At 73.5% G+C, this 24,131-nt stretch carries 26 protein-coding genes; 13 read left to right on the forward strand and 13 right to left on the reverse strand.

Going from position 1 to position 24,131, the window contains the following annotated elements; genetic code table 11:
- The 6 genes from ACTHLI_RS01355 to ACTHLI_RS01380 all read right to left on the reverse strand — a co-directional run.
- The coding region (locus tag ACTHLI_RS01355) for a hypothetical protein (RefSeq protein ID WP_440180962.1) at window positions 1-297 on the reverse strand (297 nt) is incomplete at its 3' end.
- A 25-nt stretch (window positions 298-322) separates the two neighbouring features.
- Window positions 323-2,749 (reverse strand): aminopeptidase N, encoded by a 2,427-nt coding sequence (pepN, locus tag ACTHLI_RS01360; protein ID WP_440180964.1) that lies wholly within the window; start codon window positions 2,747-2,749, stop codon window positions 323-325.
- Between the two features lie 32 nt (window positions 2,750-2,781).
- The gene (locus ACTHLI_RS01365) at window positions 2,782-3,600 is read right to left on the reverse strand and encodes an alpha/beta fold hydrolase (RefSeq protein ID WP_440180966.1); all 819 of its coding nucleotides are present in this window, start codon (window positions 3,598-3,600) and stop codon (window positions 2,782-2,784) included.
- Between the two features lie 45 nt (window positions 3,601-3,645).
- Entirely contained in the window at window positions 3,646-4,098 is a 453-nt protein-coding gene (locus ACTHLI_RS01370) for a GNAT family N-acetyltransferase (protein ID WP_440180967.1), read from the reverse strand.
- A gap of 20 nt (window positions 4,099-4,118) precedes the next feature.
- Complete coding sequence (locus ACTHLI_RS01375; RefSeq protein WP_440180968.1) at window positions 4,119-4,817, reverse strand: hypothetical protein; 699 nt, start codon at window positions 4,815-4,817, stop codon at window positions 4,119-4,121.
- Between the two features lie 55 nt (window positions 4,818-4,872).
- Window positions 4,873-5,313 (reverse strand): winged helix-turn-helix transcriptional regulator, encoded by a 441-nt coding sequence (locus ACTHLI_RS01380; RefSeq protein ID WP_440180969.1) that lies wholly within the window; start codon window positions 5,311-5,313, stop codon window positions 4,873-4,875.
- Between the two features lie 82 nt (window positions 5,314-5,395).
- Here ACTHLI_RS01380 and ACTHLI_RS01385 point away from each other — a divergent pair, with 82 nt between their 5' ends.
- From ACTHLI_RS01385 to ACTHLI_RS01400, 4 genes are all read left to right on the forward strand, one after another.
- Window positions 5,396-6,598 (forward strand): MFS transporter, encoded by a 1,203-nt coding sequence (locus ACTHLI_RS01385; protein WP_440180971.1) that lies wholly within the window; start codon window positions 5,396-5,398, stop codon window positions 6,596-6,598.
- The gene (locus ACTHLI_RS01390; RefSeq protein ID WP_440180972.1) at window positions 6,595-7,284 is read left to right on the forward strand and encodes an SDR family oxidoreductase; all 690 of its coding nucleotides are present in this window, start codon (window positions 6,595-6,597) and stop codon (window positions 7,282-7,284) included. The genes ACTHLI_RS01385 and ACTHLI_RS01390 overlap by 4 nt, the downstream gene beginning before the upstream one ends.
- A 133-nt stretch (window positions 7,285-7,417) precedes the next feature.
- A complete protein-coding gene (locus ACTHLI_RS01395; protein ID WP_440180974.1) occupies window positions 7,418-7,699 on the forward strand; it encodes a hypothetical protein in 282 nt (93 codons plus the stop codon).
- Complete coding sequence (locus ACTHLI_RS01400) at window positions 7,696-8,574, forward strand: FAD:protein FMN transferase (RefSeq protein ID WP_440180976.1); 879 nt, start codon at window positions 7,696-7,698, stop codon at window positions 8,572-8,574. Before ACTHLI_RS01395 ends, ACTHLI_RS01400 begins: the two co-directional genes overlap by 4 nt.
- Before the next feature lie 35 nt (window positions 8,575-8,609).
- Here ACTHLI_RS01400 and ACTHLI_RS01405 read toward each other — a convergent pair whose 3' ends face one another.
- Genes ACTHLI_RS01405 through ACTHLI_RS01415 form a run of 3 tightly spaced genes read right to left on the reverse strand, consistent with a single transcriptional unit; the run spans window position 8,610 to window position 11,002 of the window.
- Window positions 8,610-9,050, reverse strand: a complete 441-nt coding sequence (locus ACTHLI_RS01405) for a MarR family winged helix-turn-helix transcriptional regulator (RefSeq protein ID WP_440180978.1) — start codon at window positions 9,048-9,050, stop codon at window positions 8,610-8,612.
- A 51-nt stretch (window positions 9,051-9,101) separates the two neighbouring features.
- Window positions 9,102-9,656: a hypothetical protein gene (locus tag ACTHLI_RS01410; RefSeq protein WP_440180980.1), complete on the reverse strand. Its 555-nt coding sequence runs from the start codon at window positions 9,654-9,656 to the stop codon at window positions 9,102-9,104.
- Window positions 9,657-9,709: 53 nt separating this feature from the next.
- A complete protein-coding gene (locus ACTHLI_RS01415; RefSeq protein WP_440180982.1) occupies window positions 9,710-11,002 on the reverse strand; it encodes an alpha-glucosidase/alpha-galactosidase in 1,293 nt (430 codons plus the stop codon).
- A 102-nt stretch (window positions 11,003-11,104) separates the two neighbouring features.
- On the opposite strand from ACTHLI_RS01415, the gene ACTHLI_RS01420 reads away from it, so the two are divergent.
- Both ACTHLI_RS01420 and ACTHLI_RS01425 read left to right on the forward strand, forming a co-directional pair.
- Window positions 11,105-11,920 (forward strand): DeoR/GlpR family DNA-binding transcription regulator, encoded by an 816-nt coding sequence (locus ACTHLI_RS01420; protein ID WP_440180983.1) that lies wholly within the window; start codon window positions 11,105-11,107, stop codon window positions 11,918-11,920.
- 97 nt (window positions 11,921-12,017) lie between these two features.
- Complete coding sequence (locus ACTHLI_RS01425; protein ID WP_440180985.1) at window positions 12,018-13,460, forward strand: DUF4832 domain-containing protein; 1,443 nt, start codon at window positions 12,018-12,020, stop codon at window positions 13,458-13,460.
- Window positions 13,461-13,811: 351 nt separating this feature from the next.
- Here the strand turns inward: ACTHLI_RS01425 and ACTHLI_RS01430 are convergent, their stop codons facing one another.
- From ACTHLI_RS01430 to ACTHLI_RS01445, 4 genes are all read right to left on the reverse strand, one after another.
- The gene (locus ACTHLI_RS01430; protein WP_440180986.1) at window positions 13,812-14,609 is read right to left on the reverse strand and encodes a carbohydrate ABC transporter permease; all 798 of its coding nucleotides are present in this window, start codon (window positions 14,607-14,609) and stop codon (window positions 13,812-13,814) included.
- A 76-nt stretch (window positions 14,610-14,685) separates the two neighbouring features.
- Window positions 14,686-15,627 (reverse strand): carbohydrate ABC transporter permease, encoded by a 942-nt coding sequence (locus ACTHLI_RS01435; RefSeq protein ID WP_440180988.1) that lies wholly within the window; start codon window positions 15,625-15,627, stop codon window positions 14,686-14,688.
- A complete protein-coding gene (locus tag ACTHLI_RS01440) occupies window positions 15,624-16,943 on the reverse strand; it encodes an ABC transporter substrate-binding protein (protein WP_440180989.1) in 1,320 nt (439 codons plus the stop codon). Before ACTHLI_RS01440 ends, ACTHLI_RS01435 begins: the two co-directional genes overlap by 4 nt.
- Window positions 16,944-16,955: 12 nt before the next feature.
- A complete protein-coding gene (locus ACTHLI_RS01445; protein ID WP_440180991.1) occupies window positions 16,956-18,194 on the reverse strand; it encodes a Gfo/Idh/MocA family protein in 1,239 nt (412 codons plus the stop codon).
- A 141-nt stretch (window positions 18,195-18,335) separates the two neighbouring features.
- On the opposite strand from ACTHLI_RS01445, the gene ACTHLI_RS01450 reads away from it, so the two are divergent.
- The 7 genes from ACTHLI_RS01450 (at window position 18,336) to ACTHLI_RS01480 (ending at window position 24,120) form a co-directional block, all read left to right on the forward strand.
- Complete coding sequence (locus tag ACTHLI_RS01450; protein ID WP_440180993.1) at window positions 18,336-19,187, forward strand: ROK family protein; 852 nt, start codon at window positions 18,336-18,338, stop codon at window positions 19,185-19,187.
- Window positions 19,184-19,327, forward strand: a complete 144-nt coding sequence (locus tag ACTHLI_RS01455) for a hypothetical protein (RefSeq protein ID WP_440180995.1) — start codon at window positions 19,184-19,186, stop codon at window positions 19,325-19,327. Before ACTHLI_RS01450 ends, ACTHLI_RS01455 begins: the two co-directional genes overlap by 4 nt.
- The gene (locus tag ACTHLI_RS01460; protein WP_440180997.1) at window positions 19,324-20,634 is read left to right on the forward strand and encodes a D-tagatose-bisphosphate aldolase, class II, non-catalytic subunit; all 1,311 of its coding nucleotides are present in this window, start codon (window positions 19,324-19,326) and stop codon (window positions 20,632-20,634) included. The genes ACTHLI_RS01455 and ACTHLI_RS01460 overlap by 4 nt, the downstream gene beginning before the upstream one ends.
- On the forward strand, window positions 20,631-21,785 hold the full coding sequence (locus tag ACTHLI_RS01465) for an SIS domain-containing protein (protein WP_440180998.1): 1,155 nt from the start codon (window positions 20,631-20,633) through the stop codon (window positions 21,783-21,785). The genes ACTHLI_RS01460 and ACTHLI_RS01465 overlap by 4 nt, the downstream gene beginning before the upstream one ends.
- Window positions 21,786-21,787: 2 nt before the next feature.
- Window positions 21,788-22,681, forward strand: coding sequence for an N-acetylglucosamine kinase (locus tag ACTHLI_RS01470; protein ID WP_440181000.1), 894 nt, complete (start codon window positions 21,788-21,790; stop codon window positions 22,679-22,681).
- A gap of 46 nt (window positions 22,682-22,727) precedes the next feature.
- Window positions 22,728-23,717, forward strand: coding sequence for an aldo/keto reductase (locus ACTHLI_RS01475; RefSeq protein ID WP_440181002.1), 990 nt, complete (start codon window positions 22,728-22,730; stop codon window positions 23,715-23,717).
- Window positions 23,718-23,916: 199 nt separating this feature from the next.
- A complete protein-coding gene (locus tag ACTHLI_RS01480; RefSeq protein ID WP_119482067.1) occupies window positions 23,917-24,120 on the forward strand; it encodes a cold-shock protein in 204 nt (67 codons plus the stop codon).
- Window positions 24,121-24,131 lie beyond the last annotated feature (11 nt).

Below are 24,131 nucleotides of genomic sequence, written 5' to 3' on the forward strand. Positions count from 1 at the left end.
CCCCTGGGTCGGCAGGATCCGGCGCGCGACGGCCGCCGGCTGCGCGGTCACCACCGGCACCTCCGGAGCGGCGAGCCCGTGGACGACGAACAGGCCCCCGCCGAGCACGAGCAGCACGGCCGCCCCGAGCGCGAACGGCAGCGCGGCACGGCGACGGCGCGGCGTCGCAGCGCGGGCCGTCGGGGGAGCCGGAGGCTCACTCGGCAGCAGCTGCGCGTACCGGAGGCGGTCCTCCTCCGTCGCGCCAGGGCGGTACAGGCGCCGCCGCAGCGCCTCGCGCTCCGCGTCGGCGTCCACGCGCCGACTCTGCCACCGAACCCCTTCAGGCGGTGCGGGCCGCGAGCATCCTGGCGCCGACGTCCGCGCCGAGCAGCAGCGCGGTCCGGACCGTCGGGGTCACGCCCGGTGCGGTGCCGGCGGCGGTCGCGCGCTCGAGGAAGGCGGGATCGACCGCGGCGTACGGGAACATGCCGCGCACGAGCCCGAGCTGGCCGAGGAGCCCCGCGGTGCCGAACCCGTCGAGCACCTGCAGGTAGCGGTCCGGGTACGGGGCGAGCACGTCGACCTGGAGGGGGCGCCAGAACCGCGCGATCACGGTCCGCCGCGTCGCCCCGGCCGGGACCACGCGATCGACCATGAGCGCGTTCCAGGCCGTCTCCTTCGCCTCCGCGTCGTCCCGGGAGGCGGTGACCGCGAGGGCGCTGAACCGCGCCTCCGGATCCGGGTCGCGCGCTTCGAGGGCCGAGACCGCGGCCGCGTCGAACCCGCCGAGCTCCGCGCGCCTCGCGAGCACCCGCCAGGCGAGGTCGACGTCGCCGGTCGCGGCGGCGTCGAGCAGGGCGAGGTGCGCGTCCTCGGTCGCGGTCGCCGCCAGGGTCCTGAGGGCCGGCAGGCGGTGCTCCGCGACGCCCGCCAGCCCGGCGGCCGCGTCGGCGAGCCGCGCGAGCGCTCCCGGGATCGCGGGGAGCGGCGTCCAGAGCTCCGCGATCTGCAGCGCTCGGTCGAGCAGCGCCTCCACCACGGCGGGGCTCGGCTCGGTGCGGACGAGCCCGATGACCGCGTCGAGCACCTCGTCGGCGGGCAGCTCGTGCTTCACGAGCCCGTCCCACGCCGTCGTGATCGCGAGCGTGCGGTCGACCGGGTCGGGCAGCGCGCCGGCGCGGCGCCGGAGCTCCGCGTCGGCGGGTCCGCGCACCGCCGCGTAGGCGAGGTCGCCCGCGTTCACCTGGTGGAGGTCGCCGGGAGGCAGGTCCACGGCGGTGCTGCGGCCGGTGATCTCGACCTCGCTCGTCCCGGCCGGGACGAGCGCGTCGCCCGACCGGGTGTAGCCGGCGATCCGGAGGCGGTGCGGCCGCGGCTCGCCGCCGTCCGGGGCGGTGGCCGTCACCGTCCCGCCCTCGAGCACGAGCGTGTCGGTACCCGCCCGGTCCAGCCAGTCGGTGGTCCACCGCGCGAGGTCGCGGCCGGAGGCGGCCGCGAACGCGGACATGAGGTCGCCGAGGACGGTGTTGCCCCAGGCGTGCGCGCGGAAGTACGCCCGGAGCCCCTCGACGAACGCCTCCTCGCCCACGTACGCCGAGAGCTGGTGCAGCACCGCCTCGCCCTTGTCGTAGGTGATCGCGTCGAAGTTCGCCATCGCCTGCTGCACATCCGGCACGTCGCCGCGGATCGGGTGCGTCGCGGGGCTCATGTCCTGGCGGTAGCCCACGAGCTTCGAATCGAGCAGATCGGTCGCCCACGCGTCCGTGAACCCCGTGGCGCCGGCCATCGCCCAGCCCGCGGCCCAGGAGGCGAACGCCTCGTTCAGCCACAGGACGTCCCACCAGCGCATCGTGACGAGGTCGCCGAACCACATGTGCGCCATCTCGTGCAGCACGACGTTCGCGCGGTCGGAGCGCTCGCGGTAGCTCGGCTCGCTGCGCACGAGGAACGCGTCGGTGTGCGTGACGCTGCCCCAGTTCTCCATCGCGCCGCCCATGTTCGGCACGAACACCTGGTCGTAGCGCTCCTGCGCGAAGGGGAAGGCGAACCGCTCGCCGAACCAGGCGAGGCCCGCCGCGGTGAGGTCGAACAGCTCGTCCGCGTCGCGATCGAGGATCGGCGCGAGCGTGCGCCGGCAGTACAGCCCGAGGTCGTGACCGCCGATGCGACGGCGGACCTCGTGGAAGGGGCCGGCGTTGACCACCGTGACGTAGGTGGACAGCGGCGGCGTCGGCGCGAAGGTCCATCGGCGCGCGGCATCGCCCTCGGGTTCGACCGACTCGGGCGCGCTGTTGTTCGTGACGGTCCACGCCTCCGGCGCGAGGGCCGTGAAGCGGTGCACGGCCTTGAGGTCGGGCTGGTCGAAGCAGGCCCACAGGTTCCGCGCCTCGTCGGGCTCGAAGGTGGTCCAGATGTAGACGAGCCCGTCCGTGTCCACGGTCCGCAGGATCCCCTCGCCCTGCGCGGTGCGGGACTGGGAGGCGGTGACGACGAGCACGTTGTCCGCCGCGAGGCCGGTGAGGGGCAGGCGCCCGTCGACCGCCGTCGCGGGGTCGACGGCGACACCGTTCAGCGTCGCGGACTCCACCCGCGCGACCACGTCGACGAAGGTCGCCGCGCCCGGCTCGGCGGCCGAGAACGTGATCCGCGAGGTGGTGCGGACGGTGTCACCGTCCAGGAGGCCCGTGAGGTCGACGTCGATGTCGTAGCGGTCGACGGTCAGCAGCGCCGCGCGCGCCTCCGCCTCCGCTCGCGTGAGGCTGGACATGGCTCGACGCTAGCCCTCCGCCCCTCCGCGGTTCACTCGAGGGACGACCAGAACGCCCGCACCGCGGCCGCGAACGCCTCCGGGCGGTCGAGCGCGATCTGAGTGCGCGACTCCGGCACCGTCGCGACGCGGGCGAACGGCGAGAGCGCGGCGACCGTCTCGGCCCGCGCCGCCGGCCACGGGCTCGCGGCGTCGCCGGCGACGAGCAGCACCGGCGCGGCGATGCGGGGGAGGAGCGCGGTGAGATCGGGACGCAGCACGTCGAAGCGCATCGCCGACGCGGCCGCGCGCCGTCGGCCTGCGAGCAGGAGCGCGTCGAGGATCGCGCCGACCGTCTGCGGCTCGGCCGCCGATGCGGCGGACAGCTGATCGGCCATGATCGATCGCCCGACCCCGCCGACGGGCCCGACGATCCGCAGCCGCCGCAGCACCGCCCGGACGCGGCGCCGCTCGTCCTCCGGCATGGGGCCCGGGTCGGCCATCGCGGCGACGAGGCTGCGGACGCGTCGCGGGAAGCGCGCGGCGAGCTCGAGGCCGATGCGGCCGCCCCACCCGACCCCGACCCAGTCGACGGGCGTGCCGGGAGCGAGGTCCTCCGCGATGCGGTCGGCGGCGTCCACCACCTCGGTCCAGCCCGCACCGCGCCGCAGCGCACCGCTGCGCCCCCAGTCGGGCGCGTCCGGCACGAGCAGGTGCCTGCCGGGGAGCAGCGCGGACAGCAGGTATCCCCAGCTCGACCCGTCCGCGTACAGCCCGTGCCAGAGGATCGTCGGCCGTCCCGCGCCGAAGACGTGCACGGCGAGGACGCCAGCCGCCGTGTCGATCTCGACCGGCTCGACCGCTCCCGCCATCCCGCACCGCCCGTCCGGCAGCCATCCTGCTCCGAACGGGCGGGATCAGAGCGCCTTCCCGAGCGAGACCGACAGCGGCTGGTCGGCGTAGTACCCGAACGGCGGCACGTCGCCGTAGCCCCGGGCGCGGTAGAACCGGATCGCGTCCTCCTGCGGCTGCCCGGTCTCCAGCACGACGTGCTCCGCCCCGGCGAGGCGCGCCTCCGCCTCCAGCCGGTCGAGCAGCTGCGCCGCGTAGCCCAGCCGCCGCACCGCGGGCCGCACGTACATGCGGCGGATCTTCACCGTGCGGCCGTCCAGGAACGACCAGCCGCCCATCGCGACCGGCTCGCCGTGGTGCGTGCCGAGCAGGAAGCCGCCCCGGGGCGGGAGGAACTCGTCGACCATGATGGGGTCCTCGTCCGGTCCGCCGTAGAGCTCGACGTAGTAGTCCTGGACCTCGGCCACGAGCTCGAGCACGGCGGGGTCGTCGAGGCGGGCGGGCGCGAGGTCGAGCATGCGGCCAGGGTAGGAGGCGCTCAGTCGGACAGCACGATCGCGACGCCCCAGCGCACCCCGTCCGGCGCCGCGACCCGCAGCTCGACCGGCCGGTCGCCGCTGCCGTAGCGGAAGGTGGCGCTCGTCAGCGAGCCGGCGGCCTGCTCCCCGCCCCGCTGCTCCTGCAGGACCAGCCGCTGCACGCCGTCGGGGCCGATCGCGCGCCGGAAGGTCGTCCACTGCACGTCCGCGGGCCGGTCGACCACGAGCAGGACGGTCGCCCTGCCGCGGAACGTCTCGGCCGTGACCGGGGCGACCTCGAAGGTGCCGGGGCCGATCCCGGCGTCCTCCAGCGTGTAGAACCGGGTCGCGTGCTCGAGCCCGGGCGGGGCGCGGTGGGTGAGCAGGAACGCGGCGATCCCGCCGCCGTTCCCGGCGGCGAGGTCCGTCAGCGCGTCCTGGCGGTCCGCCGCGGTCATCGGGACCGGTGTCGGCTGCGGCACGGGCGGCGTCGATCGGGCCTGCGTGACCACGACCACGAGCGCGACGACGACCACGAGGACCACGACCGCGACCGCCAGCAGCCGCGAGCGGCGAGGCGGGGCCGGCGGAGGCGGCGGGGGCGTGCGCTCCGCCACCACGACCGCGGGCTCGACGCGGCGGTACCGCTCGACGTCCGCGTCGGAGGCGCCGGGCGCGTAGAGGCGCCTCCGCAGCTCCTCCGCGTCGTCGCGCACCACGGCACCAGTGTGCCGCCCGCACGTGCGGTCGCCGCGCCGCTCGCGGTCGCCCGGGTCAGCCGCGTTCGACGGCGACGCGGTCGGGCGCGATCACCCGCCCGTCCTCGCCGACGAACGCGACGCGCACCGGCCGCCCCTCCTCGTCCCGATAGCGGACGCCGCGATCGGGATCGGTCGGCAGGTGCTCCCTGCCCCAGCCGCCGAGGGCGCCGAGCACGACCTGGAAGTCCCGGCCCGCAGCCGTGAGGCGGTACTCCGTCCGCGCCCGGCTGCCCTCCTCGCGGTAGGCGACCCGCTCGAGCACCCCGCGGTCGACGAGCTGCTGCAGCCGGTCGGTCAGCACGTCGCTCGCGATCCCGAGCCGATCCCGGAAGTCGGAGAAGCGCGTCGTCCCGAGCGCCGCCTCCCGCAGCAGCAGCAGCGACCAGCGGTCGCCGAGCGCGGTGATGGTGCGGGCGACCGAGCAGGTCCCTCCGGTCGGATCGGTCAGGGGCATATGGCGATCCTACTCCTGACTTGGAGTTCCGGATCCAGGTGCTACGTTGGCCGGACCAACTCAGCTAGGGACGGAGATCTCGATGCGCACCGCCTCCCGCCGCACCGCGTTCAGGACGGCCGCGCTCACCGCAGCGCTCGCCCTGTGGACCAGCGGTGCCCCCTCCGTCGTCTACCCCGCGTACGGGCGCGTCTGGCACGTCGCCCCGGCCCTCACGACGCTGGTGTTCGGCGCCTACCCACTGGCGCTGCTGCTGGTGCTCGGGCTGTTCGGCGGCATCGCGGACCGCATCGGCGGCCGGGCCGCGATGGTGCTCGGCCTCGCGCTCATGGCCGCGGGCACGCTGGCCTTCGCGCTCGCGCCCGGCGTGGGCGTGCTGGTCGTGGGCCGGGTGATCACCGGCGCCGGCGTCGGCTTCGCGCTGAGCCCCGCGACCGCGGGGCTCGCGCAGTACGCCGCGCCCGGTCGAGCACGGGTCGCCGGCGCCGTCGCCACCGCGTCGACGGCCGCCGGCCTCACCGTCGCACTGCTGCTCGGTGGCACCTTCCTCACGGTGCTGGGCGACCCGCTCCACGCCTCCTACTGGCCGCTGCTCGCGGCGATCCTGGTCGTGCTGCTGCTCGCGCTCCGGCTGCCGAGGGGAGCAGGAGGGAGCGGGGCGCTCGTCCAGCTCCTCCGCGTGCCGCCGTCGATGCGGGGCGTGGTGATGCAGGGCGCGCTCGGCGTCGCCGCGGCCTTCGCAACCGGCGGCGTGGTGCTCGCACTCGGAGCGGACGTCGTGGTCGCCCTCGTGGGCACCGGCGCGCCGCTGACGGTCGGCGCCGTGCTCGCGCTCTCGGCCGTGACGATCGGTGCGACCGCCCTGCTGGCGCGCGACGTGCGGGCGTCCCGCGCCGCGCCCGCCGGTGCCGTCGTCATGGTCGCGGGGCTCGCGACCCTGGTGCTCGCGGGCGCCGCGGCATCGCTGCCCGTGCTGCTCGCCTCCATCGTGCTCACCGGCATCGGCTACAGCCTGCTGTTCTCGGCCGGCGTCGGCGTGGCCGCGGCGCTCGCACCGGCCGCGCACCGCGCCGCCACGGTCTCCGCCGTCTACTTCGTCGGCTACGCCGTCCAGGCCGTCGCGGCGATCGGCCTCGGCCAGCTGGCCACGGCCGAGGGCCTGCTGCCCGCGATCACCACGGGTGCCGTCGTGCTCGCCGTGCTCGCGCTCGTCGCGGGCGCCGCCCCGCTCGTCCGCGCCCGTCGCGCGGTCGTCCACCCCACCACCGAAGGGAACCCCGCATGACCTCCTTGCACTCCGCCGTCGTCCTCGTCACCGGCGCGAACGGCGGGCTCGGCACCGAGTTCGTCCACCAGGCGCTCGACCGCGGCGCCGCGAAGGTGTACGCCACCGCGCGCGCCCCGCGGACCTGGGACGACCCGAGGATCGTCCCGCTGGCGCTCGACGTGACGGATCCCGGCTCCATCGCCCGCGCCGCGGAGCAGGCCGCGGACACCACCGTGCTGATCAACAACGCGGGCGTCGCGGCGGCCACCCCGAGCCTGCTCGAGACGCCGGTGGAGGAGCTCCGCCGTCTCCTCGAGACGAACACGGTCGGGCTGTTCGCGGTCACGCGCGCCTTCGCCCCCGCCCTGCGGCGGTCGCGGGGCGCCCTGATCGATGTGGCGTCCGTCGCGAGCTGGCGCTCCCGGCCCCAGCTGGCCGCGTACGGCGCGACGAAGGCCGCCGTCTGGTCGCTCACGGACTCGCTCCGGGCGGAGCTGGGACCGGAGGGAGTGCAGGTGCTCGGCCTGTACCTGGCGTTCACGGACACCCCGATGACCGCCGGGATGGACGTGCCCAAGGGGAGCCCGGTCGACGTGGTCCGGCAGGCCTACGACGGGCTCGAAGCCGGCGCGCTCGAGGTGCTCGCCGACGAGTACACCCGCACCGTGCGGGCGCACCTGAGCGACCCCGTCGTCCCCGCCTGATCGGCGCGGTCGGGACGCCTCCTGCCACCCACCGCCGGCTCCGAGGGACCCACCAGCCCGCACTCGGGTAACGCAGAGCGGGCGCATCGAGAGGACATCGGCGGCGCATCGGCGCCCCGCGCATCCTCGGACCATGGGTATGAGGGAGAGCGGACGGCGGGCCGTGCGCCGCTGGACCACGGCGCTCGTGTTCACGAGCCTCGGCGTGACCGGGGTCGCGTCGGTCGGTGCCTGGGTCGCGATCGCGCAGTCCACGGCCGTCGGGGCGTCGACGAGCGCATCCGTCAGCGCCTCCGGGAGCTCGAGTTCCTCGAGCGCGGCAGCGACGGGCACGGGGACGGGGAGCTCCTCGTCCAGCGGCAGCGGGATCACGGGCGGGAGCGGGGGCGGCGTGACGTCCTCGAGCGGGTCATGACCCCCGCGGGTCGGCGCTGGGAGGCCCTCGGCACGACGGTCGACGTGTCCGTCACGGACCCCTCGTCCCTCGATCGCGCGTACGCGATCGCCGATCGGCGGATCGCCCTCGTGGGCGACGCCTGCGACCGCTCCCGGCCCGACTCGGAGCTCTCCGCCCTCACCGGCAGGGCCGAGCGGGGCGTCCGGATCTCCCCGGTGCTCGCCGATCTCGTCGCCGTCGCGCTCGGTGCGGCCGCCGGCTCCGACGGCGTCGTCGATCCGACGGTCGGCGTCGGGCCCGACGGCGCCGCGCGCGACGGGCGCCTGCGGCTCGTCGTCGACGGCGGGGCGCCGACGCACGGCGCCTCCGGGGCGGCCGCCCGCTGGACCACCGTCCGGCTCGAGGACGACGTGCTCGTCGTGCCGGTCGGGGTCGCGCTCGACCTCGACGCGGCAGCGCGGGCCCGCACGGCCGATGCGATCGTCGCGACCGCCGCCGCGAGCCTCGGCTGCGGCGTGCTCGTCCGCATCGGTGCCCACATCGCCTCGAGGGGAGGTGCCCCGGACGGCGGCTGGCCGATCACCGTGGCGGCCCGCGTCGGCGACCCGGGATGCCGGATCGCCCTGCCCGCCGACGGAGCCCTCGTGACCGTGCACCTCCCGGTCGCCATCCATCCGCGCACCAGGCGGTCACCCGTGCCGGTCTGGCGCACCGTGTCCGTGCTCGCGGACACGGCGGTCCGCGCCGGCACGCTCGCCGCGGCCGCGATCCTCGACGGCTCGCAGGCGCTGCACCGGCTCGACGTCGCCCGGTTCCCCGCTCGCCTCGTCGACGTCGCGGGCGGGGTCACCCACGTGCACGGGTGGCCGGAGGAGGCGCAGCGCGCGGCCTGACCGCTGTCGCCTGCGCTCCGCGGCCGGTCCGGCGGTCAGTCGGTGTCCGGCGCCCCGGAGAAGCGGGCGAGCAGCGTCGCGAACCGGGCCACGTCGTCGTCGTCCCAGCTCGCGAACCGCTCCTGCAGCCGGGCCTGCTGGGTTGCGGTGATGCGCGCGAGCCGCGCGACGGCCTCCGGTGTCGGTGTGATCCAGAAGACCCGGGCGTCCTGCTCGTCCCGCTCCGCGTCGACGAGGCCGTGCTCGCGCAGATCCTTGAGGTGCCGGCTCACCGCGCTCTTGTCCATGCCGAGGGCGGCGACGATGGCGCTCGCCTGCACACGGCCGACGGTCGCCACCTCCCGGAACACGGGCCACGCCGCCGGCTGCAGGTCGGGCGCCAGCGCCGCGGCGGCCAGCCGCGTGGAGCGGCGCGCTCCCACCGCGATCCGATCGAAGGATTCCCCGACCGACCGGATCGCCTCGTCCGTGCTCACGGCACGACCGTAGCGGTGCGGGCGGCGCCCGCCGAGTGCGGATCGTCCCGGTCAGGCGGTGACGTCCCGGATCGCGTGGAGGAGCTGCACCGTCGCGTCGACCCGGTCGTCGTGCTCGACCGTCGCGAGCACCATCTGCTCGCCGGTGGCGCCGACCAGGGCCCGGAGGCGCCGGAGATCCGGCTGCGGCAGATCGCCCTCCGCCGCGAGCGACCGGAGGGCCGAGCGCCACTCCCGCTCCGCGACGCCACCGAGCGCGACGGCCTCCGCGCGGTCGAGCCACGACTCGTGCCCGCCCTCGAGCGCGGCGGCGCGGAGCGCGTCCCACACGAACAGGTGCACGGCGAGGGCGGCGTCCACGGCCGGTTCGAGCTCGTCGACCGTCAGCCGCAGCGCCCGGTCGACGAGTCGACGCGCCGCCCCGTCATCACCCGCCACCACACGGCGGAGCGCCTTGTCGAGCAGGTTGTCGGCGGCGAGGCGCACGGCGCGCTCCCGGTCGGCGTCGGCACGCCGGGATGCGGACCGCACACCGCCCAGGGGCCCGCTCAGCTCCGCCTCGAGGCGCATCCGCTCCCAGGCGATCAGGTCGTCGGCATCGCTCACCCTCCGACGCTACGCGGCCGAGTGGGGCGAGCGGAGCGCCCCCGGTGGGCCGCTCAGCGGAGTGGCTTCGGGATCCGGTCGCCGTGCGCTGCGGTCAGCTCGTCGCACATCGCCCAGATCGCCTCGGGCGTGAGGGACGAGCTCGCGTTCGGATCCAGGAGGACGGCCTGCCGCACGAGCCGAGGATCGCCGGTCCTCACGGCCTCGACGGTCAGTGCGGCGACCGACAGGTAGGGCCGGTTGACGGCGGCGCATTGGGCCGGGAGCGCGCCCATCGCGACGGGATGGATGCCGTCCGCGTCGACCCTGCACGGCACCTCGACCACCGCGCCATCCGGATGGTCATCGATCCAGCCCCGGTTCACGACATCGCCGTGGATCTCCCGAGGCGTCCCCGTCACGACGGAATGGATGATCTGCGGCGCGTACTCGACCGCGCCCTCCTCGAGCTCGAGCGGCTGCCCCAGTGCCAGCGCACGCTCGGCGTGCTCGAACTCCGCGACGTTCTCCTCGCTGATACGGATGTACTGCAGCGGATCGATGCGGTAGCGGGCGACCTGCTCCGGTGACCGCAGGAACCAGGAGAGGTACTCGCTCGAGTGCTCGCTCGTCTCCGTGGGGTAGAAGCCGAGCCGGCGGTACATCTCGACCCGCACCCTCCGGAGCAGCCCGGGATCGGCGTCGATGGCGGCGTCCAGCCGAGGGTAGAGCGACTCACCGTCGCGGCTCCACTCGAGCAGCCACGCCTGATGGTTCACGCCCGCCGCACGGTACGTGGTGCCCTCGAGTGGCACTCCGATCAGCTCGCAGAGGTCGTGCACGGTCCAGTGGACGGAATGGCAGAGCCCGACCGTCCGGATCTCGGGCGCGACGACGGACGCCCACCAGACGTTCATCGCCATCGGGTTCGTGTAGTTCATGAACAGCGCATCCGGGCAGAGCCGTCGCATGTCGTCCAGCAGCGTCGTGAGGAACGGGAAGGTGCGGAGTGCTCGGAACACACCGCCCACGCCGGTGGTGTCGCCGATCGTCTGCAGCAGGCCGTACCGGGCTGGGATCTCGAGGTCGAGCCGGGTGGCCGCGATACCGCCGATCTGGACCATGTTCACGACGAAGTCGGCCCCGTCGAGGGCGCGGAGGCGGTCCGGTGTGGCCACGATCGCGGCTCTCGTACCGAGGCGCCCGTTCACCTGCCGGGCCGTCCCCTCGGCGACGGCGAGTCGGTCGGGGTCGATGTCGTGCAGACGGATGTCGAGATCGGTGAGCTCGGGGAAGCGAAGGAGATCGGCGAGCAGTCGGCGCGTGAAGACCACGCTGCCGGCGCCGATGAACGCGACGGAGGGCATCTCTCGATGCAACAACCGGACTGCGCGTTTCCTCGTCGGTCATTGCATGAATCGCTCGAATTGCGCAATTCTGCTGCTCGGTTCGGCACCGAGGAGGACCTGATGGCGCAGGCGACCGGGTTGCGACTGCCGCACGCGTCGTCGGCCAAGCGGGCCGACCGCATGCTCGCGGTCCTGAAGAGCGTGAACGCGCGCGGCGCGGTCTCGCTCGCCGATCTCGCGAGGGAGCTGCAGGTGTCGGCGGCGACCCTCCGGCGCGACCTCGCGGACATGGAGGACCAGGGCCTGCTCATCCGCACGCACGGCGGTGCGCGGCCGCAGGCGATGCACGACGAGGTGCCGGTGCACCTCCGCGACCTCGAGGCGCGGGAGGCGAAGCACCGCATCGCGCTGCGGGCCGCGGAGCTGATCCCGTCCGGCCCGTACGCCGTCGCGCTGACGGGCGGTACCACGACGGCGGAGATCGCGAAGGCGCTGTCCCGCCGGACGCAGCTGACCATCATCACGAACGCGCTGACCATCGCGCTCGAGCTGGCCGCGAGGCCGACGACAAAGGTGATCCTGACCGGCGGCATGGTCCGGTCGACCTCGTTCGAGGCCGTGGGCGTGCTCGCGGAGAACACCTTCAAGGCGGTCAACGTCGGCACCGCCATCCTCGGCGTCGACGGCATCAGCGCGGTGGGCGGCGCCACCACGCACGACGAGGTGGAGGCGCGGACGAACAACGCGATGGTCGAGCACGCCCAGCGCGTCATGGTCGTCGCGGACGGCTCGAAGGTGGGCCGGATCACGTTCGCGCAGATGGCGGAGACGCGGCAGGTGGACCTGCTGATCACCGACACGACCGCCGACTCGGCAGCCCTGGACAACCTCCGCGCAGCGGGTATCACGGTCCACCTCGTCGAGCCGCGACGCTGATGAACGCGGCAGCGGGATGCACCGCGTTCGCGCAGTCGGGCTGCGCGATCGGCGAGGCGCCTCGACAGCTCCAGGAACTCGTTCCCACGATGGCCGGATGATCCACTCCACCCCAGCACCCCGGCGACGCCGCCGGGTCGTGCTCGCCGCGGCCGCCGTCGCCGCGGCCGCCGCGCTCGCCGTGCCCGCGACCGCGGCCTCCGCCCATCCGGACCCCGCGCCGGGCCACACCGTGACCTACCGGGCGAGCACCGCGAACATCGCGAACCCGGAGCGCGGGTTCGACCACGAGACCGACACCCACTACCGCGACGGCGGGAAGGGCTGGCAGGCGCTCACCGACACGCAGCTGCGCGCCTGGCGCAAGCTCGGTGACACGCAGATCAACCGCGTCTACTACCTCGACGACTTCGCGCAGGGCGCGGACCTCAGCCGAGACCTGCTCACGAAGCTGCAGCACGACTTCGACGTCGTCAGGCGCAACGGCTTCACCGAGGTCCTGCGCTTCGCCTACGTGGAGGGCGGCTCCGGCCCGTACGTCGCGCCCTTCGGCGACGCCGACCTGCCGACGGTGCTGAAGGACATCCGCCAGCTCACGCCGCTCCTCCGACGCAACGCCGGAGTGATCGCGACCCCGCAGCAGGGCTTCATCGGGCTGTGGGGCGAGGGCTACTACACCGACCACTTCGCCGACCCGAAGACCCAGGAGGTGTCCGACGCGGACTGGGCGAAGCGCCGCGCGGTCGTCGAAGCGGAGCTGAAGGCGTTGCCGACCCGGACCGTGCAGGTGCGGACGCCGCTCATGAAGCAGAAGATCGCCGGCCGGACGACCGGGACGGCGGGCGCGCTCACGCCGCGAGAGGCCTACCGGAACACGCTGGCGGCACGGATCGGGCATCACAACGACTGCTTCCTCGCCGCCGCGGACGACTGGGGCACCTATCTGTCGGACCCGATCACCCTCGACGAGGACTACCTGGCGGCCGACAGCCGCTTCGTCCCGGTCGGCGGCGAGACCTGCAACGTCGACCCGCCGCGCTCGGCGTTCCCGACCGCCGAGCGGCAGATGGCGCGCTTCCACTACAGCTACCTCAACCGCGAGTACAACACCGACGTGCTCGACTCCTGGGGAGCTGCCGGCATCGCCATGACCGAGCGGCGGCTCGGCTACCGCTTCGCGCTCGTCTCGAGCACCGTCGAAGGCGGCCGCACCCCCGATGTCGTCGTGCGCGTGCGGAACACCGGCTGGGCGGCGCCGTACAACCCGCGGCCCGCGCGGCTCGTGCTGGTCAGCGGCAAGCACCGGTACACGGTGACGCTGAAGACGGACGTACGCCGCTGGGCGGCGGGGACCACCACGACGGTGCGCGCCGCGATCCGGCACCTGCCGCGCGGCACGTACTCCGTGTACCTGGCGATGCCGGCCGCCGACCGATCCACTGCGAAGGATCCGCGGTACGCGATCCGCACCGCGAACATCGGCACCTGGCGCGCGTCGAGCGGCCTGAACGACCTGCACCAGACGGTGCGCATCCGCTGACCGGATTCCTCACGAACACGGCGGGCCAGGAGGCGGCTCCTGACCCGCCGTCGTGCGCGCCCGGCGCCCCGTCCCGGCCGGGGTGGTGCGCGAGCACCTCAGCAGGCTCGTCTCACTTCGGCAGGCCGCGAGGGCGCCTTCTGACCTGCCGAAGCGAGGAGAGCCTGCTCAGTGGTTGCGCGGAGGCGCACCGGCGGCGGACGGTGCGGCCGACCTCATCGAGCCCCAGTCGCTGATCACGAGCACCTCAGCAGGCTCGTCTCACTTCGGCAGGCCGCGAGGGCGCCTTCTGACCTGCCGAAGCGAGGAGAGCCTGCCGGAGCGCTCGGCTCGAGTCCGCGTCGCCGTCGGCTACTTCAGCCCGGAGGAGGCGATCCCGTCGATCACCCGGCGCTGCAGGAGGATGAACGCGATGAGCACCGGCGCGGTCGCCATCAGGCTCGCGGCCATCACCACCGGGTAGTCGACGGTCACGCTGCCCGAGAGGGTCGCGAGGCCGGCGGCGAGCGGCTGCAGGTCGGCGTAGGTCGTCACGACGAGCGGCCAGAGCAGCTCGTTCCAGCTGAACAGCACGGTCGTGATCGCGAGGACGCTCATGTTCGACCGCACGAGGGGCACCATCACGCGCCAGAAGATCTGCCACGGGTTCGCGCCGTCGATGCGGGCCGCCTCCTCCAGCTCGTTCGGCAGGTTCAGGAACGCCGTGCGCATGAGGAAGGTCCCGAACGCGCTGAACAGGCCGGGGGCGACGATGCCCGGGATCGTGTTCAGCCAGCCGAGCGACTGCACGATCTGGTACTGCGAGAGCAGGTACACCTGCGACGGCACGAGCAGGATCGACAGCACCAGGCCGAGCAGGAGATTCCGGCCCCGGAACCGCATCCTGGCGAACGCGTAGCCCGCGAGGGTGCAGAGCACGATCTGCGCGACGGTCCGGATGACCGTGATGGTGACGGACACCCCGAGCTGCGGCAGGAACGGCAGTTGCGCGAAGACGTCGACGTAGTTGTGCCACTGCAGCGTCCCCGGCCAGAACGTCGGGACGACGCTGCGGACCTGGCTGTTCGTCGACAGCGACATGATGATCTGCCACAGGAACGGGAAGGCCATCAGGAAGCCGCCCACCCCGAGCACGACGTGCGCGAGCACGTGCCGAGGACGCCGCCGGCTCCGAGTCGCAGGATTCCCGGTGCGGGCCACGGTGGCGGCCCTCGTCGACACGGCGCTAGACATCCGCGACCCACCTCCGCTGGAGCCGGAACTGCACGAGGGTCACGAGCCCGATCAGCACGAAGATGGCGATCGCGATAGCCGCCGCGAAGCCCTGCTGATTGTCGACGAACCCCGCCTGGAAGAAGTAGAAGACGAGTGACATGGAGGAGGGCATCGCCGGGTTCCGCGGCCCCATGAGCGCGTAGAGCAGGTCGAACAGCTGGAAGCTCGAGATCACCGTCACGACCGTGACGAAGAAGATCGTCGGCGTCAGCAGCGGCACGGTGACGGCCCGGAACCGGCGGCCGGGGGAGGCACCGTCCAGCTCCGCCGCCTCGTACAGCTCCGGCGGGATCGCCTTCAACCCGGCCGCGAGCACGATCATGGAGAAGCCGAGGGACGACCACAGCCCGACGATCGAGACCGCGACGATCGCGAACCCGGGCGTGCTGATCCAGTACGGCCTCGGGATGCCGACCAACGACAGCACCCAGTTCAGGATCCCGTAGTCGCCGTTGTAGATCAGCCGCCAGACGAGCGCGACCGCGGTCGGCATGGCGACGTACGGCAGGAAGAAGAGGACCCGGTAGAAGGAGGCGAACCGCAGCCCGGGCGTGTTCAGCAGCGCCGCGAGCCAGACGGCGAGCGGTACGCCGAGCAGCACGATCGCGGTGTAGATCAGCGTGTTGATCAGCGACGAGTAGAACTCGGGGTCCTGCACGAGCGCGACATAGTTCGCGACGCCGCTGAACGTCTGGCCGCCGAACACCCCGAACGTCGTGAAGGAGAACCAGAAGGTCTGCAGGATGGGCCACAGGTAGAACACGGCGACGCCGATCAGCAGCGGAGCGACGAACAGGATGGGCCACCAGCCGTCGCTGAGCACGCCGGAGCCGCCCCGCCGGCGGGCGGGGCGGCCGGCTGCGCGGGGTACCGCGCGGTCCAGCTCGGTCATTCCTTCGCGAGCGCCGTGTCCATGTCCGACTGCAGCGCCTGCAGCGTGGAGTCGACCGGCGAGGAGCCGGCGAAGACACCGGGCAGGTACTTCGCCTCGAGCGCGTTCCAGGCGGCGGTGTTCTTCGATACCGGCAACGGCTTCGCGTAGGCGACCTCGTCGAGGAAGACCTGGAGATCGACGCCGGGCATCGACTTCGCGAACGAAGCCTGTGTCCCGTTGAACGCGGGGATCACCGCGCCCATGTCGCCCTGCTGCTGCTGCGCCGCCTTGCTCGCGAGGTAGACCTGCAGCGCTTGTGCCGCCTGCTTGTTCTTGCTGCCCGCGGCGACGACGTTCGAGACGCCGTGGATGACGGTGGCGCGCTCCACGCCCTTCGGCAGCGGCGCGACCTGCACATCCTTCGCGATCGGCGAATCGGCGATCTCGGAGCGCGCCCAGTCGCCGCCGATGTACATCGCGGCCTTGCCGCTGACGAACCACTGGTCCGCCGGGGTGTCGGTCAGCTGCTTGATGGACGGTGACCCCTTCGAGGCGATCAGGTCCCGCCAGAAGGCGATGCCCTGCTTCGTCGCGGGGCTCGCGTACTCCGACTTCTTCCCGTCGGCGGAGAGTACGCTGCCGCCCGCTTGGAAGATCGTGTCGTAGTACGTCGTCTGCCCGTCCATGCCGGCGACGGCGCCGTAGACGCCCTGACCGTTCAGCTTCGCCGAGACCGCCTTCGCGGCCTGCTGGAAGTCGCTCCACGTCCAGTCCGCGGTCGGGGCAGCGACGCCGGCCTTGGCGAGGAGCGCCTTGTTATACCAGAGCCCGATGGTGTCGAAGTCCTTCGGGACCCCGTAGTGCACACCGTTCGCGGTGTACAGATCGACGAGCGCCTTCGAGTAGTTCGCGGGGTCGATCGCACCGGCCTTGATCTCACCCGTGATGGGCTCCACCTTGCCGTTGTCGGCGTACAGCTGGAAGTTCGGGCCGTTCAGCCAGAACAGGTCCGGCATCGTGTTGCTCGACGCCTCCGTCTGCAGCTTCGTGAAGTACGTGTCGTATGGCGTCACGTCGACGTTGACCGTGACGCCCGGGTACTCCTTGTTGAAGCCGGCGAGGTTCGCCTTGATGGCCTTCACCTGGGTCTGGTCCCAGAGCGCATAGGTGATGGTCGCTTTCAGGTCCTTCGGCGCGGGGGTGTAGCCGCCGGAAGGCGCGCCTCCGGCGGCACCGGCGCTCGAGCATCCTGCGAGCAGGAGCCCTGCTGCGGCGACGCCGGCGAAACCGGCGAGCGCGCGTCGGGTGATCGGTCGATGGGGTGTGCGATGCATGGTCGTGTCCATTCAGCTGCGTGGTACGGGAGTGGTGCGGGAGGAGGAGCTCTGGGATCGGGCGTCGAGCCGGGCGATCAGGTCGGCCGGCAGGGGCGGCACATCGCGTGGCCTGCCGCCGTCGCGAAGCGAATCAGCCGCGAGCGCGCCGGCGGCGACGGCGTCGCGGGCGGCGATCAGGGAGATCTCGGTGGGTGCGCCCGTCGCGACGTGCCGGAGGAACTCGGCCATGGTGCGCACGTCGGCCTGCTCGTGCCCCGCGCCCTCACCCTCGATCGGTACCTCGACGTCGCCGGCGAGCTGCCAGTCGTGGCGGCGGTTCCAGATCCGGATCACGCCGCCCGGGGTGTCGCCGAAGTTCTCGAGCCGGCCGCGGGTGCCGATCACCGTGTAGTTCCGCCAGTAGTCGGGCGTGAAGTGGCACTGCTCGTAGCTGGCGGTGACCCCGTCGCCGAGGTCCATCAGCATCATCGAGACGTCCTCGACGTCGATGACGGGGTTCAGGCCGGTCTGGGCCTCCGGTGGCCAGTTGTCGTGCGAGAACCAATCGGGCATCACCTGTCCCTCGTGCATGCCCCGGTCCTGCACGGCGCCGTAGACGGTCAGGGCCCCGAGCGCGGTGACCCGCTTCGTGGACCGGCCGGCCAGCCAGTGCATGACGTCGAGATCGTGGCTGGCCTTCTGGAGCAGCAGCGAGTTCACGTGCCGGCGCTCGGCGTGCCAGTCCTTGAAGTAGAAGTCACCGCCGTTGCCGACGAAGTGGCGGCACCAGATCGACTTCACCTCGCCGATGGCGCCATCGTCGATCAGCGCCTTCATCTGCCGGACGACGGACATGTGCCGCATGTTGTGCCCGACGTAGAGCGGCGTTCCGGTCCGCGCCGCAGTGTCGAGCAGGCGGTCGCAGTCCTCGAGCGTGATCGCCATCGGCTTCTCGAGGTAGACGGCGACGCCGGCCTCGAGCAGCGGGATCGCGACGGCGGCGTGGGTGTCGTCCGGGGTCGTCACGATCGCGGCGTCCAGCTCGTCGCCGATCCCGTCGCCGACGGACGCGACGACCCGGACGTCCCGGCCGAAGCTGCGCACCGCGCGAGCCCGGCCCGCCTCGGTCGGGTCGACGGCCAGCACCAGCCGCGCCGGGGTGTCCGTGGAGCCCACGTGCTGGGCGATCTCGGCGCGCTGGCCGACCCCGATCACCCCGACCCGCAGCGCCGTCGTCCCCGCGGTGCCCGTCGTCCTCGCGTCGCCCATGCCGCCTCCCGTCGTCGGTGGGCGGCAGTCTGGCGCCGCGGCGCGCAGCGGTGATCGATCCGGCCGGAAGTGCGCAGTCCGACAGCGCGATTCGCGCGATCCGATCGCTCGCCGGCGGGTCCGATCCGGGATGCTGACGCCATGGACGAGGACGTGCTCGGGGTCGATGTCGGCGGCACCGCGATCAAGACGTGGTGGCGCGGCGCCGCCGGGCCCACGGTGCCCACGCCGCGCGACGACGCGACGGGGGAGCGGACGGCCGACCTGCTCGCGGCGCTCGGGGGGCGGTTCGCCGGGGTCGGCGCGATCGGCGTCGCGACGCCGGGCATCGTCGACGACGACACCGGCGTCTGCCGCATCTCGGTCAACCTGGGGTGGCGCGACGTTCCCGTCAGGGACCTCCTGGAGCGGCGGACCGGTCTGCCGGTGGCGCTGACGCACGACGTGCGCGCCGGCGCCGTCGCGGAACGGCTGAGCGGGGCGGGCGCCGGCCGGCCGGGCGCGCTCGTGTTCGCGCCCGCCGGGACGGGCCTCGCCCTCGCGATCGTGGACGCCGATGCGCGCCCCGTCGGCACGGGGTGGGCGGGCGAGGTCGGGCAGCTGCGCTTCGGGCCCGGTCCGCATCGGGGCCTCCGGGTCGAGGAGGTCGCCTCGGCCGGCGGGCTCGCTCGCCGCTTCGGCGCCGCCGAGGCGGCGCCGGTGCTCGCCGCGATGCAGGCTGGTGACCCCGCAGCCGCAGCGCGGTGGCAGGAGACGGTCGACGCGCTCGCCGAGGTGCTCGCATGGGCGGTCGCGCTCATCGCCCCCGGCACCGTCGTGGTGGGCGGCGGCCTCGCACGAGCCGGTGACGCCCTGCTCCAGCCGCTGCGCGCCTCGCTCGCCGAGCGGCTCGCGGGCTTCCCGGAGCCCGTCGTCCTCCCCGCCGCGCACGGCACCGCGGCCGCGGCGATCGGCGCCGCGCACCTCGCCCACGTGCGCCGAGCGGGGCGATGACGGCGCAGATCGCGCGGATCGCGCGGATCGCGCGGATCGCGCAGTCCATCCGCTCGTTTGCCTGCGCGCTTCGTCTCTGGGACGGCCGATGGCGCACGATGGCCGCGACGCCGACCGCGGTGAGGAGCAGCGACGCATGATGGACCACCTCGGAGCCGTGCTCCGCGCGCACAAGGCCGGGCGCGCGGTCGGCGTGACCTCCGTCTGCTCGGCGCACCCGCTCGTGCTCACGGCCGCGATGCGGCAGGCCTCCGACGACGGCACCTTCGTCCTCATCGAGGCGACCTCGAACCAGGTGGACCAGTTCGGCGGATACACGGGCATGCGGCCCGCCGACTTCCGCGATCTCGTCCACCGGATCGCGGACGAGGAGGGCTTCCCGATCGAGCGCGTCGTGCTCGGAGGCGACCACCTCGGCCCCAACACCTGGCAGGGCGAGGCGGAGGAGCCCGCGATGCGCCACGCGGAGGACCTCGTCCGCGCCTACGCGGCCGCCGGGTACACGAAGCTGCACCTCGACTGCAGCATGCCCCTCGCGGGCGACGCGACGCCCCTGACCGACGAGGTCGTCGCCGCCCGCGCCGCACGGCTCCTCGCCGCGGCGGAGGATGCCGCGCCGGACCGCGATGCCGTCCGCTACGTGATCGGCACGGAGGTCCCGGTGCCCGGGGGAGCGCACGAGACCATCGACGCGCTCGCCCCTACCCCGGCGGACGCGGCCCGGGCGACGCTCGCGGCGCACCGCAGGGCCTTCGAGGCCGTGGGTGGAGCCGACGCGTGGCCGCGGGTCATGGCGCTCGTCGTGCAGCCCGGCGTCGAGTTCGACCACGTCCGCGTGTTCGACTACGACCCGTCGCGCACCACGGACCTGCAGCGCGTCCTCGACGACGAGCCGCACACGGTCTTCGAGGCGCACTCCACCGACTACCAGCTGGAGGAGGGCCTCACCGCGCTCGTCCGCGACCACTGGGCCGTCCTCAAGGTCGGTCCCGGCCTGACCTTCGCGCTCCGCGAGGGCCTCTTCGCCCTCGCGGCGATCGAGGACCAGCTGATCGCACCGGCTGCGCGATCGGACCTGCTCGACGTGATCGAGCGTGTGATGCGGGGCGATCCGCGCCGCTGGGAGCGTTACTACGAGGGCACCCCGGACGAGCAGCGCATCGCACGGCGCTTCAGCTACAGCGACCGGATGCGCTACTTCCTGCCCGACCCACGGATCGAGGAAGCGGTCGACCGCCTCCTCACCAACCTCGGGGCGGCCGGCATCGCGGAACCGCTGCTCAGCCAGTACCTGCCCGCCCAGTACGCACGGGTCCGCCGGGGATCGCTGCCGAACGAGCCCCGGGCGCTCCTGCTCGACCGGGTGCGCGACGCCCTCCGCCCGTACGCCGCCGCCACCAGCGCCGGCGACCACCTCGCCTCCGCCCCGACTGGAGTCCGCCGATGACCCTCCGCGAACCGCACGACACCGACGACACCCTGCTCACCGCTCGCCTCGGCGAGGGCACCGCGACCGAGCGCGAGCTCTCCCGCCAGCCCGACGTGTGGCGGGAGGCCGGTCGCATCGTCGCGGGGCGCCGCGCAGCGCTCGACGCGTTCCTCGGCCCCCTGCTCGCCGCCCCCGACCTGCGCATCGTGCTGACCGGTGCCGGCAGCTCGGCCTTCGTCGGGGAGGTCGCCGCACCGGCGCTGTCGCGGCGCCTGCACCGGCGGATCGAGGCGGTGGCCACGACGGACCTCGTCTCCGACCCTGCCGGCCGTCTCGCGGAGGACGTCCCGACCCTCCTCGTGTCGTTCGCCCGATCCGGCGACAGCCCGGAGAGCCTCGCGGCCACCGAGACCGCGGACCGGGTCCTGAGCCGGGTGCACCACCTCGTCATCACGTGCGCGGCGGAGGGACGCCTCGCGCGGGTGCACGCCGATCGGCCCCGGTCCTTCGTGCTCCTCACCCCGGAGCGGTCGAACGACGAGGGCTTCGCGATGACGTCGAGCTTCACGTCGATGCTCCTGTCGGTGCTGCTCGTGCTGCTCGGCGACGACGAGCACGTCCTCGCCGCGGTCGCGGACGCGGGCGCGCAGGTGCTCGCAGCCCGCGGCCGGATCGAGGCGCTCGCGGCGCGGGCGCCCGAGCGCATCGTGTTCCTGGGCAGCGGGCCGCTGGCGGGCATCGCGCGGGAGTCGGCGCTCAAGGTGCTCGAGCTCACCGCGGGCGGGATCGACACCTACTTCGACTCCGCGCTCGGCTTCCGGCACGGTCCCAAGGCGGTCGTCGACGCCGCGACGCTCGTCGTCGTCTACGCCTCCGCGGACCCGTACACGAGCCGCTACGACGACGACATCGCGCGCGAGCTGCGCGCCGCGATCGGCGACGACGCGGTACTGACCGTGCGCGCGTCCGGCGGCGGCGACGCGGACTGGGTGCTCGACGGCCTGGACGGGCTCGACGACGGCTGGCTGGCCGTGCCGTTCGTCGTGGTGGGCCAGCTGCTCGCACTCACCGCGTCGGTGAACGCGGGCGTCCCGACCGACAACCCGTTCCCGGGCGGCAGCGTGAACCGCGTCGTCCAGGGCGTGACGATCCACCCACTCGAGGGCTGACCGTGGGCGGCTGGCTCGGGGTCGACGGCGGCGGGACGAAGACGGCGTTCGTCCTCGTCGACGACGACGGCGCGGTGCTCGCCGAAGCGACGACGCCGAGCCTCTTCGCGTTGCCCGCCGACGCCGCCCTCATCCGGTCCGTGCTGCAGCAGGGGCTCGCGGCTGCGGGGATCGACCCGGCGTCCGTCGACCGCGCCTTCTTCGCGTTGCCCGGGTACGGCGAGTCCACGGCGGACCTCGCGGTGCTCGACCGGGTACCGGGGGAGGTGCTCGGACACGACCGCTACGCCGTCGGCAACGACGCGGTCGCCGGCTGGGCGGGCTCGCTCGGCGGTGCGGACGGCATCGACGTCGTCGCGGGCACCGGATCGATCGCCTACGGCGAGTGGGCCGGCCGCTCCGCACGCGCCGGGGGCTGGAGCGAGGTGTTCGGCGACGAGGGCTCCGGCCACTGGATCGCGGTGCGCGGGCTGAACGCCTTCGCCCGGATGAGCGACGGACGCCTCCCGCGCGGCCTGCTGCACGAACGGATCCGCGAGATCGTCGGCGCGACGACCGACCTGGACGTCATCGGCGTCGTGATGGGGGAGTGGGCGGGGGACCGCGCGCGCATCGCCGCCCTGTCCCGCGTGGTCGTGGGGGCGGCGGAGGACGGCGACGCCGCTGCGGCCGCGATCGTCACGGAGGCGGGGCGGGAGCTCGCCGCGCTCGTCCACGCCGTGCGTCGGGCGCTCGGCGCGGACGGCGTCGTCCCGGTCTCGTACTCCGGGGGCGTGTTCCAGGCGCCCCGGTTGCTCTCGGCGTTCACCACGGCGCTCGGGGACGGCTTCGATCTGCGCGTTCCGCTGCTCGGGCCGGCCCAGGGCGCCGCCCTCCTCGCCCGACGGCTGACCTGACCGGCACCCACCCGGCTTTCGAGCGGGTGGACGTAGCGTCGGCGGCATGCAGACGCGCGCACTCGGCACCCACGGCCTCGAGGCCTCCGCCATCGGGCTCGGCACGATGGGCTTCACCATGGCCTACGGCCCCGGCCCGGACCGGGACGAGGCGGTCCGCACGATCGCGAAGGCGTTCGAGCTCGGCGTCACCTTCTTCGACACCGCCGAGCTCTACGGGCTCGGGAAGCACCTGAACGAGCAGATCGTCGGGGAGGCGCTCGCGCCGTACCGGAAGGACGTCGTCATCGCGACGAAGTTCGGTTTCCGCTTCGGTCCGGACGGCCGCCCGAACGGGCTCGACAGCCGTCCGCAGCACATCCGGGACGTGGTCGAGGACAGCCTCCGCGCTCTGGGCACCGACGTCATCGACGTGCTGTACCAGCACCGCGTCGATCCGGCCGTGCCGATCGAGGACGTGGCGGGCGCCGTGCGCGGCCTGATCGACGAGGGGAAGGTGCGCTTCTTCGGCCTGAGCGAGGCGGGCCCGGAGACGATCAGGAAGGCGCACGCGGTGCAGCCGGTCTCCGTCCTGCAGACGGAGTACTCGATCTTCGAGCGGCAGGTCGAGGAGGCGGTGCTGCCGGTCGTCGAGGAGCTCGGCATCGGGTTCGTGCCCTACTCGCCGCTCGGGCGCGGGTTCCTCACGAGCGACGTGCGGCCCGCGGAGGAGTACGCCGAGGACGACTTCCGCCGCCACAACGCGCGCTGGCAGGGGGAGCACTACGTGACGAACCGCCGGATCGTCGACGAGCTGCACGCCTTCGCCGAGCAGAAGGGGATCACGACCCCGCAGCTCGCCCTCGCCTGGCTGCTCGCCCAGGGCGACGAGATCGTCCCGATCCCCGGCAGCCGAAGCGTCGCCCGGATCCGGGAGAACATCGGCGCCGCAGGCGTCGAGCTGACCCCGCAGGACCTCGCCCGCATCCAGGAGATCGTCCCCGAAGGGGCCTCCGGCTCCCGGTACCCGGAGGCCTCGACGCCGGTCTGGGTCTGAGCGGCTCCGGAAGCGGAGCGGACGCATTTCCGCTCAACCGTAGGCGTGGGCCGAGCACTGGGCTACGGTGGGTCCCGCAGTTGTGTTGTAGCAGGTGGATTGACTTTCGACGGTGGAAGCCGGCGATCTCGAACGCGTGTGTTCAGCGTGGCGCCGATCCGGGACCTCCGGGTCGATCGATTCGAGAAAGCAGGCAGACATGGCTACCGGTACCGTGAAGTGGTTCAACGGCGACAAGGGCTTCGGCTTCATCGCCCCCGACGACGGAGGCGCCGACCTCTTCGCGCACTTCTCCGCCATCCAGGGCAAGGGCTTCCGCAACCTGGAGGAGAACCAGCGCGTCGAGTTCGACATCGCGCAGGGCGACCGCGGCCCGCAGGCCGCGAACATCCGCGCGGTCTGAACCCATCGGGT

The sequence above is a fragment of the Amnibacterium sp. genome (genome assembly GCF_051956055.1).
Classification (GTDB): domain Bacteria; phylum Actinomycetota; class Actinomycetes; order Actinomycetales; family Microbacteriaceae; genus Amnibacterium.

Bases quoted from the DNA above. Each gene is read 5' to 3' on its own strand.
- pepN (WP_440180964.1), bottom strand. From the start codon at position 2,749: ATGTCCAGCCTCACGCGAGCGGAGGCGGAGGCGCGCGCGGCGCTGCTG.
- ACTHLI_RS01365 (WP_440180966.1), bottom strand. From the start codon at position 3,600: ATGGCGGGAGCGGTCGAGCCGGTCGAGATCGACACGGCGGCTGGCGTC.
- ACTHLI_RS01370 (WP_440180967.1), bottom strand. From the start codon at position 4,098: ATGCTCGACCTCGCGCCCGCCCGCCTCGACGACCCCGCCGTGCTCGAG.
- ACTHLI_RS01380 (WP_440180969.1), bottom strand. From the start codon at position 5,313: ATGCCCCTGACCGATCCGACCGGAGGGACCTGCTCGGTCGCCCGCACC.
- ACTHLI_RS01385 (WP_440180971.1), top strand. From the start codon at position 5,396: ATGCGCACCGCCTCCCGCCGCACCGCGTTCAGGACGGCCGCGCTCACC.
- ACTHLI_RS01390 (WP_440180972.1), top strand. From the start codon at position 6,595: ATGACCTCCTTGCACTCCGCCGTCGTCCTCGTCACCGGCGCGAACGGC.
- ACTHLI_RS01395 (WP_440180974.1), top strand. From the start codon at position 7,418: ATGGGTATGAGGGAGAGCGGACGGCGGGCCGTGCGCCGCTGGACCACG.
- ACTHLI_RS01400 (WP_440180976.1), top strand. From the start codon at position 7,696: ATGACCCCCGCGGGTCGGCGCTGGGAGGCCCTCGGCACGACGGTCGAC.
- ACTHLI_RS01415 (WP_440180982.1), bottom strand. From the start codon at position 11,002: ATGCCCTCCGTCGCGTTCATCGGCGCCGGCAGCGTGGTCTTCACGCGC.
- ACTHLI_RS01420 (WP_440180983.1), top strand. From the start codon at position 11,105: ATGGCGCAGGCGACCGGGTTGCGACTGCCGCACGCGTCGTCGGCCAAG.
- ACTHLI_RS01425 (WP_440180985.1), top strand. From the start codon at position 12,018: ATGATCCACTCCACCCCAGCACCCCGGCGACGCCGCCGGGTCGTGCTC.
- ACTHLI_RS01435 (WP_440180988.1), bottom strand. From the start codon at position 15,627: ATGACCGAGCTGGACCGCGCGGTACCCCGCGCAGCCGGCCGCCCCGCC.
- ACTHLI_RS01440 (WP_440180989.1), bottom strand. From the start codon at position 16,943: ATGCATCGCACACCCCATCGACCGATCACCCGACGCGCGCTCGCCGGT.
- ACTHLI_RS01445 (WP_440180991.1), bottom strand. From the start codon at position 18,194: ATGGGCGACGCGAGGACGACGGGCACCGCGGGGACGACGGCGCTGCGG.
- ACTHLI_RS01450 (WP_440180993.1), top strand. From the start codon at position 18,336: ATGGACGAGGACGTGCTCGGGGTCGATGTCGGCGGCACCGCGATCAAG.
- ACTHLI_RS01455 (WP_440180995.1), top strand. From the start codon at position 19,184: ATGACGGCGCAGATCGCGCGGATCGCGCGGATCGCGCGGATCGCGCAG.
- ACTHLI_RS01460 (WP_440180997.1), top strand. From the start codon at position 19,324: ATGATGGACCACCTCGGAGCCGTGCTCCGCGCGCACAAGGCCGGGCGC.
- ACTHLI_RS01465 (WP_440180998.1), top strand. From the start codon at position 20,631: ATGACCCTCCGCGAACCGCACGACACCGACGACACCCTGCTCACCGCT.
- ACTHLI_RS01475 (WP_440181002.1), top strand. From the start codon at position 22,728: ATGCAGACGCGCGCACTCGGCACCCACGGCCTCGAGGCCTCCGCCATC.
- ACTHLI_RS01480 (WP_119482067.1), top strand. From the start codon at position 23,917: ATGGCTACCGGTACCGTGAAGTGGTTCAACGGCGACAAGGGCTTCGGC.